General features: G+C 66.8%; 14 protein-coding genes. 3 read left to right on the top strand and 11 right to left on the bottom strand.

All coding sequences use genetic code 11. The features are described 5' to 3' along the window. Window positions 1-2: 2 nt before the first annotated feature. The 11 genes from MXC99_RS15335 to MXC99_RS15285 all read right to left on the bottom strand — a co-directional run bounded on the left by MXC99_RS15335 (window position 3) and on the right by MXC99_RS15285 (window position 14,201). Complete coding sequence (locus MXC99_RS15335; RefSeq protein ID WP_247726273.1) at window positions 3-2,351, bottom strand: heavy metal translocating P-type ATPase; 2,349 nt, start codon at window positions 2,349-2,351, stop codon at window positions 3-5. Window positions 2,352-2,375: 24 nt separating this feature from the next. Then, entirely contained in the window at window positions 2,376-2,774 is a 399-nt protein-coding gene (locus tag MXC99_RS15330) for a c-type cytochrome (protein WP_247726272.1), read from the bottom strand. 1 nt (window position 2,775) lies between these two features. After that, window positions 2,776-3,024 (bottom strand): DUF2933 domain-containing protein, encoded by a 249-nt coding sequence (locus MXC99_RS15325; RefSeq protein ID WP_012586265.1) that lies wholly within the window; start codon window positions 3,022-3,024, stop codon window positions 2,776-2,778. A gap of 242 nt (window positions 3,025-3,266) precedes the next feature. Beyond that, window positions 3,267-6,506, bottom strand: coding sequence for an efflux RND transporter permease subunit (locus MXC99_RS15320; RefSeq protein ID WP_282100161.1), 3,240 nt, complete (start codon window positions 6,504-6,506; stop codon window positions 3,267-3,269). A 1-nt stretch (window position 6,507) separates the two neighbouring features. Further along, complete coding sequence (locus MXC99_RS15315; protein WP_247726271.1) at window positions 6,508-8,046, bottom strand: efflux RND transporter periplasmic adaptor subunit; 1,539 nt, start codon at window positions 8,044-8,046, stop codon at window positions 6,508-6,510. A gap of 14 nt (window positions 8,047-8,060) precedes the next feature. Next, window positions 8,061-9,368 (bottom strand): TolC family protein, encoded by a 1,308-nt coding sequence (locus tag MXC99_RS15310; RefSeq protein ID WP_247726270.1) that lies wholly within the window; start codon window positions 9,366-9,368, stop codon window positions 8,061-8,063. Between the two features lie 134 nt (window positions 9,369-9,502). Next, on the bottom strand, window positions 9,503-9,850 hold the full coding sequence (locus MXC99_RS15305) for a copper-binding protein (RefSeq protein WP_247726269.1): 348 nt from the start codon (window positions 9,848-9,850) through the stop codon (window positions 9,503-9,505). 102 nt (window positions 9,851-9,952) lie between these two features. Continuing rightward, on the bottom strand, window positions 9,953-10,453 hold the full coding sequence (locus tag MXC99_RS15300; RefSeq protein WP_002943419.1) for a cupredoxin domain-containing protein: 501 nt from the start codon (window positions 10,451-10,453) through the stop codon (window positions 9,953-9,955). Window positions 10,454-10,525: 72 nt separating this feature from the next. Next, entirely contained in the window at window positions 10,526-11,929 is a 1,404-nt protein-coding gene (locus tag MXC99_RS15295; RefSeq protein ID WP_247726268.1) for a multicopper oxidase family protein, read from the bottom strand. 17 nt (window positions 11,930-11,946) lie between these two features. Beyond that, window positions 11,947-13,359, bottom strand: coding sequence for a TolC family protein (locus MXC99_RS15290; protein ID WP_247726267.1), 1,413 nt, complete (start codon window positions 13,357-13,359; stop codon window positions 11,947-11,949). Window positions 13,360-13,742: 383 nt separating this feature from the next. Continuing rightward, window positions 13,743-14,201, bottom strand: a complete 459-nt coding sequence (locus tag MXC99_RS15285) for a hypothetical protein (RefSeq protein WP_247726266.1) — start codon at window positions 14,199-14,201, stop codon at window positions 13,743-13,745. Between the two features lie 188 nt (window positions 14,202-14,389). Between MXC99_RS15285 and MXC99_RS15280 the strand changes: the two genes are divergently transcribed. The 3 genes from MXC99_RS15280 to MXC99_RS15270 all read left to right on the top strand — a co-directional run bounded on the left by MXC99_RS15280 (window position 14,390) and on the right by MXC99_RS15270 (window position 17,217). Next, entirely contained in the window at window positions 14,390-15,070 is a 681-nt protein-coding gene (locus MXC99_RS15280; RefSeq protein WP_107221450.1) for a heavy metal response regulator transcription factor, read from the top strand. Window positions 15,071-15,072: 2 nt separating this feature from the next. Next, entirely contained in the window at window positions 15,073-16,488 is a 1,416-nt protein-coding gene (locus MXC99_RS15275) for a heavy metal sensor histidine kinase (protein ID WP_247726265.1), read from the top strand. Between the two features lie 183 nt (window positions 16,489-16,671). Further along, window positions 16,672-17,217 carry an iron transporter gene (locus tag MXC99_RS15270; protein WP_247726264.1) on the top strand — a complete coding sequence of 182 codons (546 nt, stop codon included), beginning with the start codon at window positions 16,672-16,674 and terminating at the stop codon, window positions 17,215-17,217. Window position 17,218 lies beyond the last annotated feature (1 nt).

Genomic DNA, 17,218 nt, shown 5'->3' with positions numbered 1-17,218 from the left:
CATCAGACCCTTTGCCGCCCGAGGCGCAATGCGTTCCCCACCACGGACGCCGAACTGAAGCTCATCGCCAGGGCGGCAATCAGCGGTGAAAGAAGCAGCCCGAACGCTGGATAGAGCACCCCGGCTGCGATCGGCACACCCGCTGCGTTGTACAGGAAGGCGAACACGAGGTTCTGGTGCATGTTGCGCACGGTGGCGACGGAGATGCTGCGTGCGGTGGCGATGCCCCGGAGATCACCCTTGACCAAAGTCAGATGGGCACTGTTCATCGCGACGTCGGTCCCCGTGCCCATCGCGATACCCACATTCGCGCGCGCGAGCGCCGGCGCGTCGTTGATGCCGTCGCCGGCCATGGCGACGATGTGCCCCTCGGCCTGCAGTCTTCCGACCAGATCGTTCTTGTCGGCGGGCTTCACTTCGCCATACACCTCGTCGATGCCCAGGCCGGCACCGACCGCGCGCGCCGTGGTGAGGCCATCGCCCGTGGCCATGATGATCCTGAGCCCGCTCGCCCGCAGCGCATCGAGCGCTTCCGGGGTCGAAGCCTTGATCGGGTCGGCAACGGCGATGAGGCCGACGAGCACGCCCTCTGCGGCGAGGTACATCACGCTTGCGCCCTCAAGGCGCAGAGCCTCGGCGCGTTCCGCGAGCCCGCGCCAATCGATGCGCTCATCGTCCATCAGGGCGGTGTTCCCGAGAACCACACGTTGGCCATCGACTGTACCGCGCACGCCGATGCCGGAAGAGGATTCGAAGGTGTCCGGTGTGCTGAGCGCCAGACCGCGCGCGCGGGCCTCGGCGACGATCGCCTGGGCGAGTGGGTGCTCGCTGCCCTGGTCGAGGCTGGCGGCGAGCCGCAGCACGTCGGCCTCCGTCCCGCCCGGCGCCGCCACCACGCTATGGAAGGCGGGGCGTCCTTCGGTCAGGGTGCCGGTCTTGTCCACGATCAGGGTGTCGACCTTGCGCAGCGACTCGATCGCCGCCGCATCGCGAAACAGCACGCCCTGGGTGGCTGCCTTGCCGGTCGCGACCATCACCGACATCGGCGTGGCCAGGCCCAATGCGCAGGGGCAGGCGATGATCAGCACCGCCACCGCGTTGATGAGGCCGTAGGCCCAGCTCGGCTGGGGTCCGAAGAGTCCCCACACCACGAACGTGGTGAGGGCGATGAGCACGACGACGATGACGAACCAGCCCGCGACGACATCCGCCAGGCGTTGCATCGGCGCGCGCGAACGCTGAGCCTGCGCGACCATCTGCACGATCTGCGACAGCATGGTCTGTGCGCCGATCTTCTCGGCGACCATGACCAGCGCTCCACTGGTGTTGAGCGTGGCGCCGATCACCTTGTCCCCGGGGCGCTTGGTCACCGGGATCGGCTCGCCGGTCAGCATCGATTCATCGACCGCGCTTTCGCCTTCGTCAACGGAACCATCGACGGGCACCTTTTCGCCCGGACGAATGCGCAACCGGTCGCCAGGATGGACGTGGGTCAGCGGGATATCCTCTTCGGTGCCATCCGCGCGAATGCGCCGCGCGGTCTTGGGCGCGAGGCCGAGCAGCGCCTTGATCGCGGCGCCGGTCTCCGAGCGCGCCTTCAGCTCCAGCACCTGGCCGAGCAGCGTCAGCGAGATGATCACCGCTGCTGCCTCGAAATACACCGCCACGTGTTCGCCCATGCGGAAAGAGGCCGGAAACACTTCGGGCGCAACCGTAGCGACGACGCTATATAGATAGGCCGCCCCAACTCCCAGTCCAATCAGCGTCCACATGTTCGGGCTGCGGTTGCCGATCGACTGCGCGCAGCGCACGAAGAACGGCCAACCGGACCAGAGCACGACCGGTGTCGCCAGGGCCAGCTCGACCCAGGGGCGCGCCGCACCCAGCATCGGATCGAAGACGCCACCGGACATGGCGATCGCGGTGACGATCACCGTCAGCGGCAGCGTCCACCAGAAGCGGCGGCGCAAGTCGGCGAGCTCGGGATTGTCGTCGTCCTCGAGGCCCGGCATCACCGGCTCGAGCGTCATGCCGCATTTCGGGCAGGTACCGGGCCCAATCTGGCGGATCTCCGGATGCATCGGGCAGGTGTACTCAGTGCCGGCCACCGGTGCGGGCTCCGTTGACGGCTGACTTGTCTCCGGTGCCAGATACCGCGCCGGATCGGTCTCGAACTTGCCTTGGCACTTCGCACTGCAGAACCGGTATTCGTGTCCGGCGTGAATGACCCGATACGGAGAGTCGGGCTTTACCGTCATGCCGCAGACCGGATCGGTGTCATTGCCTGTCGATGCATGATCGTGGCGATGAGTGTGGCCGGAATGGCCACCCTGCGAATGTTCGTGGGTCATGATGCTTCTCCCCGGCGTTTGTTGTTATCGAATGCCGACCTTGCGCTGTTCACCACGGATGAATGCCGTGACATGAGCGACCTCGTCCGACGTCAGGCCGGGAACAGGTGCCATGTCGCCGAACTGCCAGTGGTGGGCGCGCACACCGTTCGCTACCGCCAACTGAAAGGCGATATCGGCGTGATGACTGGGTTCGTAGACCTTATGGAGCATGGGCGGCCCCTTGTCCGAGCCCTTGAGGTCGGTCCCATGGCAAGCGGCACAGTGCTGTGTGTAGAGCCCCTTTCCTTGCCCAGGATTGGGCATCAGCCCCGGAGAGGGCTGCGGGATCGTCCAGCCTTGCGCCGCTGCGCTCGAAATCAAGACGCCCGAAAGCGCCGCGATGACGACGCCACGGCCAAGGCGTGCCCCTGTCATCGACATCTCAGCGCTTCTCCGAATCGGTGTCGTTGCTGCGGTGCCCGCCGTGATGTCCTCCATGGCCAAACAGGTGCATCAGGGGACACAGCAACAGGATCAGATACACCCAGTTGCCCGACACATGCGCCCAGTGTTCGCGCAACAGGAAGAACAGTGCGATCGCCGCCAGCATCAGGCCGGCGATGACGCCGGGGGAGCGATACCAGGCGACAGATCGAGGGAGTCCAGGATCATGAGCAGGCTTTGTGTTCATGGCTTCATACCTTGCGGGTCGGCGAATGGCGAACGGCTGCGGGCGGCTTCGAGCAGCACGGCGAGAGCGGGGCATCCCGGTGGGCCCGCTCGTTCTCGCGACACCAGTTCTTGAAGGATTGCCAGAGGGATTTGATCCAGGTAAGCATCGCAATGCTCCTCGTCACGTTCAGCGGCAGCCTCGGGAACGGGGCCTTGGAAACAGGCTACGCCCCCGATGCTGTCGCGCCGCTGACCGCTGCATTACAAGTTAGACACCGTCACTGGAACCTGCGCCGGCGCTGGCCGGGCGCTGCGGCGCAGCTCCCACTGCTTCACCAGCGCATACAGCGCCGGAATCACCGCCAGCGTCAGCACGGTCGACGACACCATGCCGCCCACCATCGGCGCGGCGATGCGGCTCATGACCTCGCTGCCGGTGCCGGTGCTCCACATGATCGGCAGCAGGCCGGCCATGATCGCCACCACGGTCATCATCTTCGGGCGCACACGCTCGACCGCGCCTTCCATGATCGCCTCGTACAGGTCGGTGACGCCGGCCTCGCGGCCCTCGGCTTGGCAGCGCGCCCGCACCTCGCGCCAGGCATGGTCGAGGTAGATCAGCATGATCACCCCGGTCTCCGCCGCAACACCCGCCAACGCGATGAAGCCCACCGCCACCGCCACGCTCATCTGGTAGCCCAGCCACCACATCAGCCACACCCCGCCGACCAGCGCGAAGGGCACCGACAGCATCACGATCAGGGTCTCGGTCAGGCGCCGGAAGTTGAGGTAGAGCAGCACGAAGATCAGCGCCAGCGTCACCGGCACCACGATCTTCATCTTCTCCTTGGCACGCTCCATGTTCTCGAACTGGCCGCTCCAGGTGGCGTAATAGCCCTGCGGGAACTCGACCTCCTCGGCCACCGCCTGCTGCGCGCGCTTGACGAAGGCGCCGAGGTCGGCCTCGCGCGTGTCGACATACACATAGGCCGCCAGCAGCGCGTTCTCGGTGCGGATGGCGGGTGCGCCGCGCGTCAGTTTGACCTCGGCCACCTGGCCGAGCGGGATCGGGCCGTTCATCGTCGGCACGAACACGTCGGAGGCGAGCCGCGCCGGGTCGTCGCGCAGGCCGCGCGCGTAGCGCACCGACACGCCGTAGCGCTCCAGGCCCTCGACCGTGGTCGTCACCATCTCGCCGCCGAGCGCGGTGGCGATCACGTCCTGCAGCATGTCGATGGTGAGCCCATAGCGCGCGAGCTGGTCGCGGCGCGGCACGATGTCCACGTAGTAGCCGCCGGCCACGCGCTCGGCGTAGGCGCTGCTCGCGCCGGGCACCTTGCGCACGGCGGCTTCCACCGCCTGCGCCACCTTCTCCAGCGTCTCCAGGTCCTTGCCGAACACCTTCACCCCCACCGGCGTGCGGATGCCGGTGCTGAGCATGTCGATGCGCGCCTTGATCGGCATGGTCCACGAGTTGGCCAGGCCGGGGAACTTGAGTGCGGCGTCCATCTCGGCAATGAGCTTGTCGGTGGTCATGCCCGGGCGCCACTGGTCCTGGGGCTTGAGGTTGATGACGGTCTCGAACATCTCGAGCGGCGCGGGGTCGGTGGCGGTGTTGGCGCGGCCGGCCTTGCCGTACACCGATTCGACCTCGGGGAAGGTCTTGATGATGCGGTTCGTCGTCGCAAGCAGGCGCCCGGCCTCGGTCACCGACATCCCCGGCAGCGCCGCAGGCATGTAGAACAGCGTGCCTTCGTTGAGCGTCGGCATGAACTCCGAGCCGATCTGGCGCGCCGGCACGATGGTGGCCGCCATCGCCAGCACCGCCAGCAGCAGCGTCACCAGCTTGAAGCGCAGCACGCCCTGGATGATCGGCCGGTACAGCCAGATCAGCAGCCGGTTCACCGGGTTCTTCGCCTCGGGCAGGATGCGCCCGCGCACGAAGAACAGCATCAGCACCGGCACCAGCGTCACCGACAGCAGCGCGGCGCCGGCCATGGCGAAGGTCTTGGTGAAGGCGAGCGGCGAGAACAGCCGGCCCTCCTGGCCTTCGAGCGCGAACACCGGCAGGAAGGACACGGTGATGATCAGCAGCGAGAAGAACAGCGCCGGCCCGACCTCCTTGCAGGCGAGCACGATCGCCGCTGCGCGCTGCGGCTGGGTGGCGCCCTCGGGCAGGCGCTCGATGTGCTTGTGCGCGTTCTCGATCATCACGATCGCCGCATCCACCATCGCTCCGATCGCGATCGCGATCCCGCCCAGGCTCATGATGTTCGAGCCCAGGCCGAGCGAACGCATGGCGATGAAGGCGAACAGGATGCCGAGCGGCAGCGTGATGATGGCCACCAGCGCGCTGCGCACATGCAGCAGGAAGATCACGCACACGGCGGCGACGATCAGGCTCTCCTCGAGCAGCGTCCACTTGAGGTTGCCGATCGCGCGCTCGATGAGCTCGGAGCGGTCATAGACCGGCACGATCTCGGCGCCCGCCGGCAGCCCGGGCGTGATCTCGGCGATCTTGGCCTTGACGTTGGCGATCACGTCGAGCGCGTTCTGGCCGAAGCGCGCCATGACGATGCCGGAGGCGACCTCGCCCTCGCCGTTCAACTCGGCGATGCCGCGCCGCTCGGCCGGCACCAGTTCGACGCGGGCGACGTCGCCCACCCGCACCGGCGTGCCGCGCTCGGCCTTCAACACGATGTCGGAGATGTCATCCACGCTGCGCAGGTAGCCGCGCCCGCGCACCATGTACTCCTTCTCGGCGAGTTCCAGCACGCGGCCGCCGACGTCGCGGTTGGAGGCGCGGATGGCTTGCGTGACCTGGTCGAGCGTGATGCCGTAGCCGGCCAGGCGCAGCGGATCGACGGTGACCTGGTACTCGCGCACGAAGCCACCGATGCTGGCGACTTCCGACACGCCCTGCGCCTTGGTGAGCTGGTAGCGCACGTACCAGTCCTGCAGGCTGCGCGTGTCGGCCAGGCTCATGTCCTTGCCGAGCACGGCATATTGGTAGACCCAGCCCACGCCGGTCGCGTCCGGCCCGATCTGCGGCGCCACGCCCTGCGGCAGGCGGCTGGCGGCGGTGCTCAGATATTCGAGCACGCGCGAACGCGCCCAGTAGATGTCGGTGCCGTCCTCGAAGATCACATACACATAGGACGCGCCGAACATCGAGAAGCCGCGCACCACCTTGGCGCGCGGCACCGCCAGCATCGAGGTGGTGAGCGGATAGGTGACCTGGTCCTCGACCACCTGCGGCGCCTGGCCGGGGTAGTCGGTGTAGACGATGACCTGCACGTCCGAGAGGTCGGGCAGCGCGTCGAGCGGCGTGTGCTTGACCGCGTAGAGGCCACCGCCAATCAGGAACAGCGTGGCCAGCAGGACGAGGAAGACGTTGCGTGCCGACCAGTCGATGACGCGGTCGAGCAGGCCGGGTGCTGCCGGTCTGGCTGCCGCGTCGGTTGGCACGACGTTCGAAGAGTCTGTCACAGGGGCATGCATCTCAGTGCCCCCCGTGACCGCCGGCGCTCGGTGCAGGCGCAGTGCCTGCAACCGGCTCGATGCCTGTGATGATGTACTCGCCTGGCTCACCCGCCTCGAAGACGAACCGCACCGGCGAGCCTGGGGCGATGCTCTTCACCAGCGCCGGATCGGCAATCATGAAGTCCATGGTCATCGCCGGCCACTGGAGAGCCGGAATCTCACCGTGCGTCATCGTCACGCTGCCGGCTTCGGCATCCAGGGCATCGAACGTTCCTTGCGCTTCGTAACGCGTCGGGCTCGCTTGGGGCTGATCACCGGCATCGGGCTCGAGCAGGTTGGAGAGTGCCGCCTTGAGCTGGCTCTCCGAGTCGATCAGGAAGTTGGCCGAAACCACCACGCGATCGCCCGCCGCCACGCCGTCGAGCACCTCGACCACATCACGTCCGCGCTGGCCGAGCTTCACTGCCTGCGGCTTGAAGCGGCCTTCACCGAGGGCGAGGAGAACGACCCGGCGCTCGCCATCATCGATGATCGCCGAGGTCGGCACGGTAACCTTCGGAGTGGCATCACCTGCCGCCAGCGCGATCTGGGCGAACATGCCCGGGCGCAACAGGCCTTCCGTGTTGTCCATTGCCAGCCGCACGCGGGTGCTGCGCGTCGCGGCGTCCAACGTCGGATAGAGATAATCGACCCGCGCCGCGAAGCTGCGACCAGGATAGGCCTCGAGCGCCACCTGCGCGGTCTGACCAACCTGCACGCGAGCGAGGTCCTGTTCATACACATCGGCAATGATCCACACTTTCGACAGGTCGGCGATGCGGAACAGTGCGTCTCCCGGCATGAAGCGTCCACCTTCGATGGCCTCCTTCTCCAGTACCACGCCGCTCGCCGGGGCGTGGAAGACCTGGCGTGCGCCGACCTGGCCGGCCACCTCCAGGTTGCGCAGGCGCGCACGCGTGGCCTCGGCAAGGCGGCGGGCGGATTCGCTCGCGACTGGATCTTGCGCCTCACTCTGGTTCGCCAGACGCTCGGCAATGCGCAGTTCCTCGCCGGTGGATTGCAGCTCGGGGCTGTAGGCGGTGAACAACGGCTGGCCCTTCTTCACCGGATCGCCGACCGCATTCACATGCAGGCGCTCGATCCAGCCCTCGAAGCGCGGTGCCACCACCACCTGCCTGCGCTCGTCGAGCTCGATCCGACCGCTGGCGCGGACCGCGGCATCTACGGTGCGCAGTTCGACCTCTGCGGTCTTCACCCCCAGGGTCTGGATGCGCGCCGGGCTGACGACCACCGCGCCGCTGTCGTCGGGCCGGTCGTCGGCATAGACCGGGATGTAGTCCATGCCCATCGAGTCCTTCTTCGGCACCGGCGAGGTGTCCGGTAACCCCATCGGGTTGCGGTAGTAGAGGATCTTGCGTTCACCGTCGGCGGGCGCTGCGCTATCGCTTTGCGCCTGGCTTTCGCTGATCAGCGGAACTGGGTCTCCAGCAATTTGCAGGTGCGCAATCCAGTATCCCGCACCTATGGCAATCGCCACGCCCACAGCGATCGCCGTCATTCGAACGGCTGAGCTCACTTCAGATCCCCCGTTAGTTTCTTGATTTCTGTCAGCGCCAGGCGCGTGTCGAGCTCGGCCTTCAAGCGTTGAGTCCGGATGTCGATGAGCTGGCGCTCGGCTTCGATCACGCTGTCGAAGTCGACCTTGCCGCTGCTGAGCGCGGCCTGACTTGCATCCCGGGTGGCCTGGGCCTGCGGCAGCAACGTATGTTCGAGCAGGCGCAAGGTCTCGCGGCCTTGCGCATACATCGACCAGGCAATACCGAGCTCGCCGGTCGCGCGCGCGCGGGCGTCCTCCCGCCGCGCCTCGGCCGCCATCAGCATGTACTCGGCTTCGCGCTCCCTGGCGCGACGGCTGGACTGCTGCAGCGGGATCATCACCTCGAACATCACGTCCCACGACGCCTTGCCTTCATCCGGGCGGTTGTTGCGCACGCCAACGGCGAAGTCCGGCAAGCGGTCCTGATACGTTCGTTCGCGCTCGGCACGTGCCACGTCGATGCCGTAGGCGGCGGCATTCACGTCCGGGTTGGCACTGGCCGCCGACTCAAAAAGGGCGCCCGCCTCCAGCTGCTCGGGCAAGGGGGCTGGATCTGCGGGTGTGGCGAGCGGCGCATCATGCGCCCGGCCGAGCAGGCCGTTGAGCCCCGCTGCCAGCCCCTTGCGCCGCTGTTCGACCTCCACGAGCGCGAGGCGCTGGGCAGTGATTTCGCGCTGCATGCGCAGCACCGCCTGCTGCGGCAGCAGACCCAGCTCGTAACGGGTGAGGCTCAGCGCCTCCAGGCTTTGCAGCAGGGTCAAGCCCTCGCGGTTGAGGACGAGTTCGCGGTCGGCGGCGTAGTAGCGCAACCACAGCGTCTCGATCTTTGCCGCGAGCTCAGCCCAGGAGGTATCGCGCATCGCATCAGCCTGGGTCGCCTGGGCTTCGGCGGCCTTCACCGCCAGCTCGCGCTTACCCCACCCGGGTAGCGGCTGGGTGATGCGGTAGCGGGTCTCGCCCACCTGGCCGGGCAGCAACGACGCCGAGCGCCCGCTCATGGTGTTGGTGGCGTCCATCAGCTCGACCTCGAACGTCGGGTCGGGCAGCGCACCGGCGGGCGTCACGCGCTCCTGCGCTGCGGACGCTTCCGCGCGGGCAGCGGCAAAGCCGGGGTTGCTGTGGCGCGCATATTCAATCAGCGCCTGGGGGCTCGAGCCGAGCGTTGGAGTGTCGGGCGAACCCTGTGTCCAGGCACTGCCACTTCCCAGCGTGAGCGCGACCACCAGTGCAAGCGCTGCAGGACGTAGCAGGTGAGATGAGGGTACTGCGAACGGGGATTTCATCGAGAAACGATTCCGGCAGGCGGTGAAGTGCATGCGCAGGCCCTTCGCCACCCGCCTCGTCGTTCAGCCACTCAGTGGGGCATCCCCACGGCTGGCCGGTCAGAGTGGAACGCGACGCACCTGCGGGATAGGCGTCACTGGGCGGGCTCGAGAGACGTCACGGTCAGCGCACCGCCGACCTTCTCGACCGCGAACCGGATCTTGTCGCCCGCCTTGACCTGATCAAGCATGCCCGGCTCGGCCGCGCGGAACACCATGGTCATCGCCGGCATGCCGAGCGACTCCAGGGGGCCATGGGCAATGGTCAGCTTGCCAGCCGACTTGTCGATCTTCTTGACCGTGCCCTCGGCCAGCTTGGCGTTAGCTTCGGCCGGGGCACTCGCCCCGCCGTGATGTGCATCGTGATCGGCCTGTGCGAACGCAAGCGGGGCGCCGCCGCCGAGCACGGCCAGGAGCGCAGTGGTGATGAGGGTCTTTTTCATGATGGGCTTCTCCAAGGGTTCAAATTCTGTGTGAGTTCGAGAGTGAGCACGATTATGCGAAGCGCTCACCAACGGGACGCTGACGCACGGATTACATTTCTGTCAGCCGACCTTGATCGTGCCGATCATGCCGGCCTGGAAGTGGCCGGGAATCAGGCAGGCGAACTGGAAGTCCCCCGCACGGTTGAAGTGCCAGATCATTTCTCCGCGCCCACCTGGCGCGACATGCGACATCCACGGTTCGTCATGTTCCATCTCCGGGAAGCGCTGCATCATCTCCGCGTGCTCGGCAAGCGTCTTGGGCGTACCGACCACCATCTCGTGCATCACCGCGCCTCGATTTTCGTGGGTGAATCGGATCGTCTCGCCCAGACGCACCTCGATGCGGTCCGGAACGAAGCGCATCTCATCGGTCATCACGATGGCGATCGCGCGCGAGACGGCTTTCGCGTCCCCCGCAATCCCCCATTGCTGCTGCTCCTTGGGGGTATCGGACGCTGCTTTGTCGGCATGCTCGGCATTACCATGGGCGAACGTGCTGCGGTGAACGGCAAGCACACCGGCAGCAAGGCTGGTGGCCAGAAATCGACGACGACTTTTCATTGGGGGCTCCGTCTCTGTGATGGGTGAACCTTCATTGGTTTGTGCTTTGTGCCGATGGCGAGGCATTCGATTTCAATGACCTTGGTGGCCGGTGGGTTTGCGTACGGCCATCTGGATGGGCTGTCCGCCCCCTTTACGCGGTATGCTTGAGGCGCCGACCGCATCGCTGCGCGGGGGTTCAGGCAGGACTGCACCCTCCCACTCGTAGGCCACCGTTCCTTTCGGATGCTTGAACCAGCCCGGGTCGCGGTAGTCGCCCGGTTTCTGGTCGCGGCGTACCTTGAGTACGGTGAACATGCCGCCCATCTCGATGGCGCCGAACGGTCCCTGCCCGGTCATCATCGGCAGGGTGTTGTCGGGCAGCGGCATCTCCATCTCGCCCATGTCAGCCATGCCGCGCTCGCCCATCAGCATGTAGTCGGGCACCAGCTTCTGGATGTCCTCGACCAAGCCGCGATGGTCGACGCCGATCATGGTCGGTACGTCGTGGCCCATCGCGTTCATGGTGTGGTGCGACTTGTGGCAGTGCATCGCCCAGTCGCCCTCCTCGTCGGCGATGAACTCGATCTGGCGCATCTGGCCCACCGCCACATCGGTGGTCACTTCGGGCCAGCGCGACTCGGGCCGCGTCGGCCCGCCATCGGTGCCGGTGACCTCGAACTCGTGGCCGTGGATGTGGATCGGGTGGTTGGTCATGGTCAGGTTGCCGATGCGCACCCGCACCCGGTCGCCCTTCCTGACGTTGAGCGAGCCGATGCCGGGGAAGGCCCGGCTGTTCCAGGTCCACAGGTTGAAGTCGAGCATGGTGTTGATCTTCGGCACGTAGCTGCCCGGCTCGATGTCGTAGGCGTTGAGCAGGAAGCAGAAGTCGCGGTCCACGCGTGCGATGTGCGGATGCGGCGCGTGCGGATGCGTGACCCAGAAGCCCATCATGCCCATCGCCATCTGCACCATCTCGTCGGCGTGCGGGTGGTACATGAAGGTGCCGGGGCGGCGGGCGACGAACTCATAGACGAAGGTCTTGCCTGGCGGGATCTGCGGCTGGTTGAGGCCGCCGACCCCGTCCATGCCGTTGGGCAGGCGCTGGCCGTGCCAGTGGATGGTGGTGTGCTCGGGCAGCCGGTTGGTGACGAAGATGCGCACGCGGTCGCCCTCGACGACCTCGATCGTGGGCCCAGGCGACTGCCCGTTGTAGCCCCACAGCCGCGCCACCATGCCGGGGGCGATCTCGCGCTCGACCGGCTCGGCGACGAGGTGGAACTCCTTCACGCCGTTGCGCATGCGCCAGGGCGCGGTCCAGCCGTTCAAGGTGACGACCGGGTCGTAGGGGCGTCCGTCTGGTGGCGACAGTGGGGCTGCGGTGGCCGCGCTGGTCTGGATCACGGGTTCGGGCAGCGCGGCGAGCGCGGCGCGGTTGACGGTTCCGGCGGCGGCCAGCAGGCCCGCCCCGGCGAGGAAGCTGCGTCGGGTGGTCATCAGCGTCTCCGGAAAGCTCAGTGGCCACCACCGGCTTGCGCCGGCGATGCGCCCGATTGAAGGGTGAGCGGGGCGATCGGCTGGCCGAGCAGGCTGGCCTTGAGTGCCGCCTCGGCGCGCCAGAAGTCGCGTTCGGCCTCGATCGCCTGCACCACGCTGGCCGACTGAGCGCGGGCAGCGGCAAGGAGCTCGAACACGCCGATCAGCATCCCGTTGTACTGGAGCACCGACTCTTCGGTGATGTTCTGACGCAGCGGAACCACCTCGCTACGGTAGTGGCGCGCGAGATCGTATGCACTGCGATAACCCTCGTAGGCCACCCGGACCTGGGAGCTGGCGTTATTGGCGACCTCGAGCGTGCGGTTGAATGCCGACAGGTAGCGTGCCTCACTGCCGGCGCGCGCGGCATCGCCGAAGTCGAACAGCGGCAGCGGCAGCTCGATCTCGAAGCCGTGCTGGCTCGATTCGCCGGTCTCGCTGTTGCGTACGCCCGCCACATGCAGGCCGTTCACCACGCTGGTCACCCGCGTGAGGCCCAGGCTCTTCGCCGTACGCTCGAGGTCGGTGCGGGCGATGCGCACGTCGAGTCGGTTCTCGAGCAGCGTCGCGCCGGCGGTCGCTTCATCCATCGGCACCTCGGGCAGGGCCGGCAGCTGGTCCGGCAAACGCAGCGCCTGCGCTTGGCCAGGGGAGAGCCCCAGACGCTGGATCAACGCCTCACGCGCGGCGCTGGCGTTCTGCCGCGCGCGGATCAGGTTGGCCGTTTCCTCGGCGGCGAGTGCCTGCTCGCGTGCCCGCTGCAGGCGGCTGAAATTGCCCGTGGCCTGCATCCGGCGCGCCAGCTCGGCAGCGGTACCGGCGGCCGTGGTCACTTCCTCGCGGTAGCGGGCGACCTGCCGCGAAGCGACTGCATCGATCCAGGCCTGGCGCACTTCGGTGACGGTGCCCAGCAGTGCAATGGAAGACTGCAGCCGGGTCTGCTGCTGGCGAAACTCGGCCTGCTCCAGCCGCGCGGGCAGGAACAGTAAATCGAATAGCGAGATGCCCAGCGAGCGGCCGATGTCGAGTTCGCGCCCCTCTGCGCCCGAACGGAACAGGCGCTCGAAGGTGAACACCGGATTGCCGATGCGGGCCGAACCGGTGGCGTCCGCCGAAGCCACGGCGGCATCCGCCAGCAGGGTCTGGAAGGCCGGGCTGTAGCCGAGTGCGATGCGCACCGCGTCGTCGATCAGCAGCGGCTGCGCGAGCAGGCGATCGACCTCGCCGCGCATCGCATCACGATCGGTCTCCGAGCGCAGCCAGCGTACTTCGCTCCCCGCTTGCTCGCGGGCGAAACGCTCGACCTCGGCAAAGTTCCGATCGATCGCAATGCTGGCGCACCCGGTCAGCACGGCGGCGGCCAGCAACGATACGGGAAGGCTCGCGATCATCGCTCGTCCCCTTTCGAAGACGGTGTGAGGTGACCCATGTGTCCACCCAGGCGCCCGGCCTCGTCGTTGGTGTCCTTCCACGAGCGCAGGGGCTCGTCAATGCGGTAGGGCCGGTAGTCGTTCAGGGGTGAGCGGTAAACGGGGAGGGCCTGTGGCCTGGGTTGCGCACTCGCCGCCGCAGGCCGGGTCTCGGCAGGCTCGTGTTCAGCGGGGATCGATGGCGACAAGGACTCGGCCGGGGCGCCCGTCATGAGTGCTAGGGCGACGGCCAGTCCTCCACCGAAGTGGAGGATTCGTCTCTGCATGGGGAGCGTCTCTTTGCCGGTCTTGTGGTGAATCTGACGCGGAGCGATCGACGAAGCCGCCGCCCCGCGTCTGGCGCCTCAGTTGGGCATCGCCGGCTTGGTGCCCGGATACATCTTCATCATGTTCTGCATCATGCCCATGTGCTGTTGCATCAGCTTCATGTGCTCCTGTATGAGCTTGGGATCCATCATCATGCCGCCCATTGGTCCAGCCCCGGGGCCAGCCCCCTTCATCATCGGGCCTGCGCCCATGGGCCCGCCCTGCACCTGGCCACCCACCATCGGGCAACCTGCGGGCATGCTCTGCGAGGCCGCATCGAGGGCCTTGATCTGCTCCTCCATCAGGGCCATGCGGTGCGCAGGATCGGTCGTTTCACGGATCGACTTCATGCGTGCCTGGAGCGCCGGGACGCTGGCTGCGGGAGGCCACGCCTGCGCCTGATCCGTGGTTTGTGCCACGACCGGGCCGCCATACAAGACTGCCGCCAGGGCGACAACCGGCGCGAGCCGGCCAAGACGATTCAGACGGTGTTTCATGATCGATCTCCCAGTGATTGCGGTGCGAAGCCGTTGCGACGCGCAAGGACGTGCCACGCAAGCCATCTTGCGCCTGCGCACCTGTCGCCGGCCTGACCTGGAGGTTACATTTCTGTAATCCCGCGTGGCGTCCGAGCCCGAGGAGCAAAATCGGACGCATGCAGAAAGAAACGTGCAGGAGTAACACCATGAAAATCCTGATCGTCGAAGACGAGATCAAGACCGGCGACTACCTGCGCCAGGGTCTGACCGAGGCCGGCTTCGTCGCCGACCTCGCCAGGGACGGCCTCGATGGGCTGCACCTCGCGCTCAATGGCGACTACGACCTCGTCGTGCTCGATGTGATGCTGCCTTCGCTCGATGGCTGGGGAATCCTGCAGACGCTGCGCCGCAACAACAGGGCGATGCCCGTGCTGTTCCTGACTGCGCGTGATCAGGTCGAGGATCGGGTCCGCGGCCTCGAACTCGGCGCCGACGACTACCTGGTCAAGCCCTTCGCGTTTTCCGAGTTCCTTGCGCGCGTGCGCACGCTTCTGCGCCGGGGGCGGAGCCAGGAGCCCGAGATGCTGCGCTCGGCGAACCTGGAACTGGATCTGCTGCGCCGCCGTGTGACCCGCTGCGGGCAACGCATCGACCTGACCGCCAAGGAGTTCGCCCTGCTCGAACTGTTGCTGCGCCGCAAGGGCGAGGTGCTGCCGCGCTCCCTGATCGCTTCGCAGGTCTGGGACATGAACTTCGACAGCGACACCAACGTGATCGAGGTCGCCGTTCGCAGGCTGCGGGTGAAGGTCGACGACCCCTTCGAACCCAAGCTGATCCGCACCGTGCGCGGCATGGGCTACGTGCTCGAAGCGATGGAGCCGGCCTGACGATGATCCGCATCCGTTCGCTGACCGCGCGCCTGGCAAGCCTTTTCGCGGCCCTGACCGCCTCCCTTCTGGTATTGGCGGCGGTTCTTTTCGGACGCATGCTGGACGCGCACTTCCAGGAACTGGACCTGCACGAATTGAACGGAAAGGTCGCGCTCATCCGCAACGCCCTGCAGGATGAGAGCGGGGATTCCGCGCTGGCGGAGCGCATCCAGGTGCTCGAGCGCGCCTTTGTCGGGCACGAAAGCGTGGGCGTCCTGCTGCGCGAAACCGGCGGGCGCGTGGTGCACGTCATTCATCCGGAGCATTTCACTCCCGCGCAACGCGCGGGCACGCCTCTCGCCGCCGCGACGGAGGACGGGGCGGGCGACTGGTCGGTCGAGGGGCGGCCCCATCGCGGGGTCGAGGCCCGCATCGCGTTGCCGGGGGGGCGCGCGGGCGATACCGCACTCGAAGTCCTGGTGGCGCTGGATTTGTCGCATCACGCGCACTTTCTCGCCTCCGTGCGCAGCGCGACCTGGGCGGGCGTGGCCGTGGCGGCGCTGGTGGCGGCCCTGTTCGGGTGGCTTGCCGCTCACCGGGGGCTCGCCCCGCTGCGCCGGGTCACCGAGACCGCCCGCAGGCTCTCGGCCCGCCAGCTGGGCGAACGGCTCGCGGCCGGCGATGCGCCCCTCGAGGTGCGTGACCATGTCGAAGCCTTCAATGGCATGCTCGCCCGCCTGGAAGCCGCGTTCCAGCAGCTTGCCGACTATTCGGCGGATATCGCGCACGAGCTGCGCACGCCGGTCTCGAACCTGATGACCCAGACCCAGGTCGCGCTGTCGCGGTCACGCACGGCCGAGGAATACCAGGACATCCTGGCGTCCAATCTCGAGGAATACGAGCGCATCGCGCGCATGGTCAGCGACATGCTGTTCCTTGCCAAGGCAGACGGAAACACGCTCGCCCGTGGGGGCGAGTCGATCGATCTGGCCCGCGAGGCGGATGCGCTGATCGACTTCTACGACGCGCTCGCCGATGAGCGCGGAGTCCGCATCGTGCGCACGGGCCGGGCGACCGTTCGGGGCGACCGCTCGATGTTGCGGCGGGCACTGTCGAACCTGATCTCGAACGCCTTGCGCCACACGCCGGCGGGAGGCGAGATCACGATCGCGATCGAATCCGACGACGCTCGCGTCCGCCTGGTCGTGAGCAACGTCGGCGACCCCATCCCCGCCGATCAGCTCGAGCGCATCTTCGACCGCTTCCATCGCGGCAATGCCCAGCGCGAGTCTCACGGAGAGGGAGCGGGACTGGGGCTCGCAATCACGCGCTCGATCGTTCGTGCGCATGGGGGTGAAATCACCGCGCGGTCCTCCGCGGGCATCACCAGATTCGCGATCGCCATCCCCCGGCATACCTCGACCTCGGCCACTTGACCGAGCGGCGGGCGGCCCAGTCACCGTCACGGGGAGAGCGGAACCTGGATGAATACCGGCAAATGCATTCACCGAGACAATGTCGTATTGCAATCAATTCTCAATATCGATATTATTTCCGCCTGTGTTCCGGCTGGCGCGTGCGCCGGCTTTTTTGATCCTTTTCCATGAATCGGAGAGTCCATGTCCCGCATCCCGTTTTGCACTCTGGTTACCGCGGCGCTGACAGCGCTGTCGTTCAGCGCCCACGCCCTCGAGTACCCGATCGGTACGCCGCAGCAGCGCCACGGCATGGAAGTGGCGGCCGTCTATCTGCAGCCGATCGAGATGGAGCCGGACGGGATGATGAAGAAGGCAAGCGAGTCGGACATCCATATCGAGGCCGACATCCGTGCGCTCGCCGATAACCCGAACGGCTTCGAGGAAGGCAGCTGGATCCCCTACCTGACGGTCAAGTTCGAAATCGCCAAGGTCGGCAGCGACTGGAAGCAGGTCGGCGACTTCATGCCGATGGTGGCGAGCGACGGTCCGCACTATGGCGACAACATCAAGCTCGACGGCCCCGGCAAGTACAGGGTCAAGTACACGATCCTGCCGCCGGGCGAGGGGCACGGCAACCACTTCGGCCGCCACACCGACCGCGCCACCGGGGTGCGGCCGTGGTTCAAGCCTTTCGAGGTGGAAAACGAATTCACCTATGTCGGTATCGGCAAGAAAGGCGGCTACTGAG

Source organism: Thauera aromatica (assembly GCF_023093595.1).
GTDB classification, from domain to species: Bacteria; Pseudomonadota; Gammaproteobacteria; order Burkholderiales; family Rhodocyclaceae; genus Thauera; species Thauera aromatica_A.
Note: the sequence above shows the minus strand (reverse complement) of the source record. Positions and strands in the feature narration are given on the sequence as shown.

What these genes read in the sequence shown, in the direction of transcription:
- MXC99_RS15335 (WP_247726273.1), bottom strand. Translation starts at nt 2,351, where the DNA reads ATGACCCACGAACATTCGCAGGGTGGCCATTCCGGCCACACTCATCGC.
- MXC99_RS15330 (WP_247726272.1), bottom strand. Translation starts at nt 2,774, where the DNA reads ATGTCGATGACAGGGGCACGCCTTGGCCGTGGCGTCGTCATCGCGGCG.
- MXC99_RS15325 (WP_012586265.1), bottom strand. Translation starts at nt 3,024, where the DNA reads ATGAACACAAAGCCTGCTCATGATCCTGGACTCCCTCGATCTGTCGCC.
- MXC99_RS15320 (WP_282100161.1), bottom strand. Translation starts at nt 6,506, where the DNA reads ATGCATGCCCCTGTGACAGACTCTTCGAACGTCGTGCCAACCGACGCG.
- MXC99_RS15315 (WP_247726271.1), bottom strand. Translation starts at nt 8,046, where the DNA reads ATGACGGCGATCGCTGTGGGCGTGGCGATTGCCATAGGTGCGGGATAC.
- MXC99_RS15310 (WP_247726270.1), bottom strand. Translation starts at nt 9,368, where the DNA reads ATGAAATCCCCGTTCGCAGTACCCTCATCTCACCTGCTACGTCCTGCA.
- MXC99_RS15305 (WP_247726269.1), bottom strand. Translation starts at nt 9,850, where the DNA reads ATGAAAAAGACCCTCATCACCACTGCGCTCCTGGCCGTGCTCGGCGGC.
- MXC99_RS15300 (WP_002943419.1), bottom strand. Translation starts at nt 10,453, where the DNA reads ATGAAAAGTCGTCGTCGATTTCTGGCCACCAGCCTTGCTGCCGGTGTG.
- MXC99_RS15295 (WP_247726268.1), bottom strand. Translation starts at nt 11,929, where the DNA reads ATGACCACCCGACGCAGCTTCCTCGCCGGGGCGGGCCTGCTGGCCGCC.
- MXC99_RS15290 (WP_247726267.1), bottom strand. Translation starts at nt 13,359, where the DNA reads ATGATCGCGAGCCTTCCCGTATCGTTGCTGGCCGCCGCCGTGCTGACC.
- MXC99_RS15285 (WP_247726266.1), bottom strand. Translation starts at nt 14,201, where the DNA reads ATGAAACACCGTCTGAATCGTCTTGGCCGGCTCGCGCCGGTTGTCGCC.
- MXC99_RS15280 (WP_107221450.1), top strand. Translation starts at nt 14,390, where the DNA reads ATGAAAATCCTGATCGTCGAAGACGAGATCAAGACCGGCGACTACCTG.
- MXC99_RS15275 (WP_247726265.1), top strand. Translation starts at nt 15,073, where the DNA reads ATGATCCGCATCCGTTCGCTGACCGCGCGCCTGGCAAGCCTTTTCGCG.
- MXC99_RS15270 (WP_247726264.1), top strand. Translation starts at nt 16,672, where the DNA reads ATGTCCCGCATCCCGTTTTGCACTCTGGTTACCGCGGCGCTGACAGCG.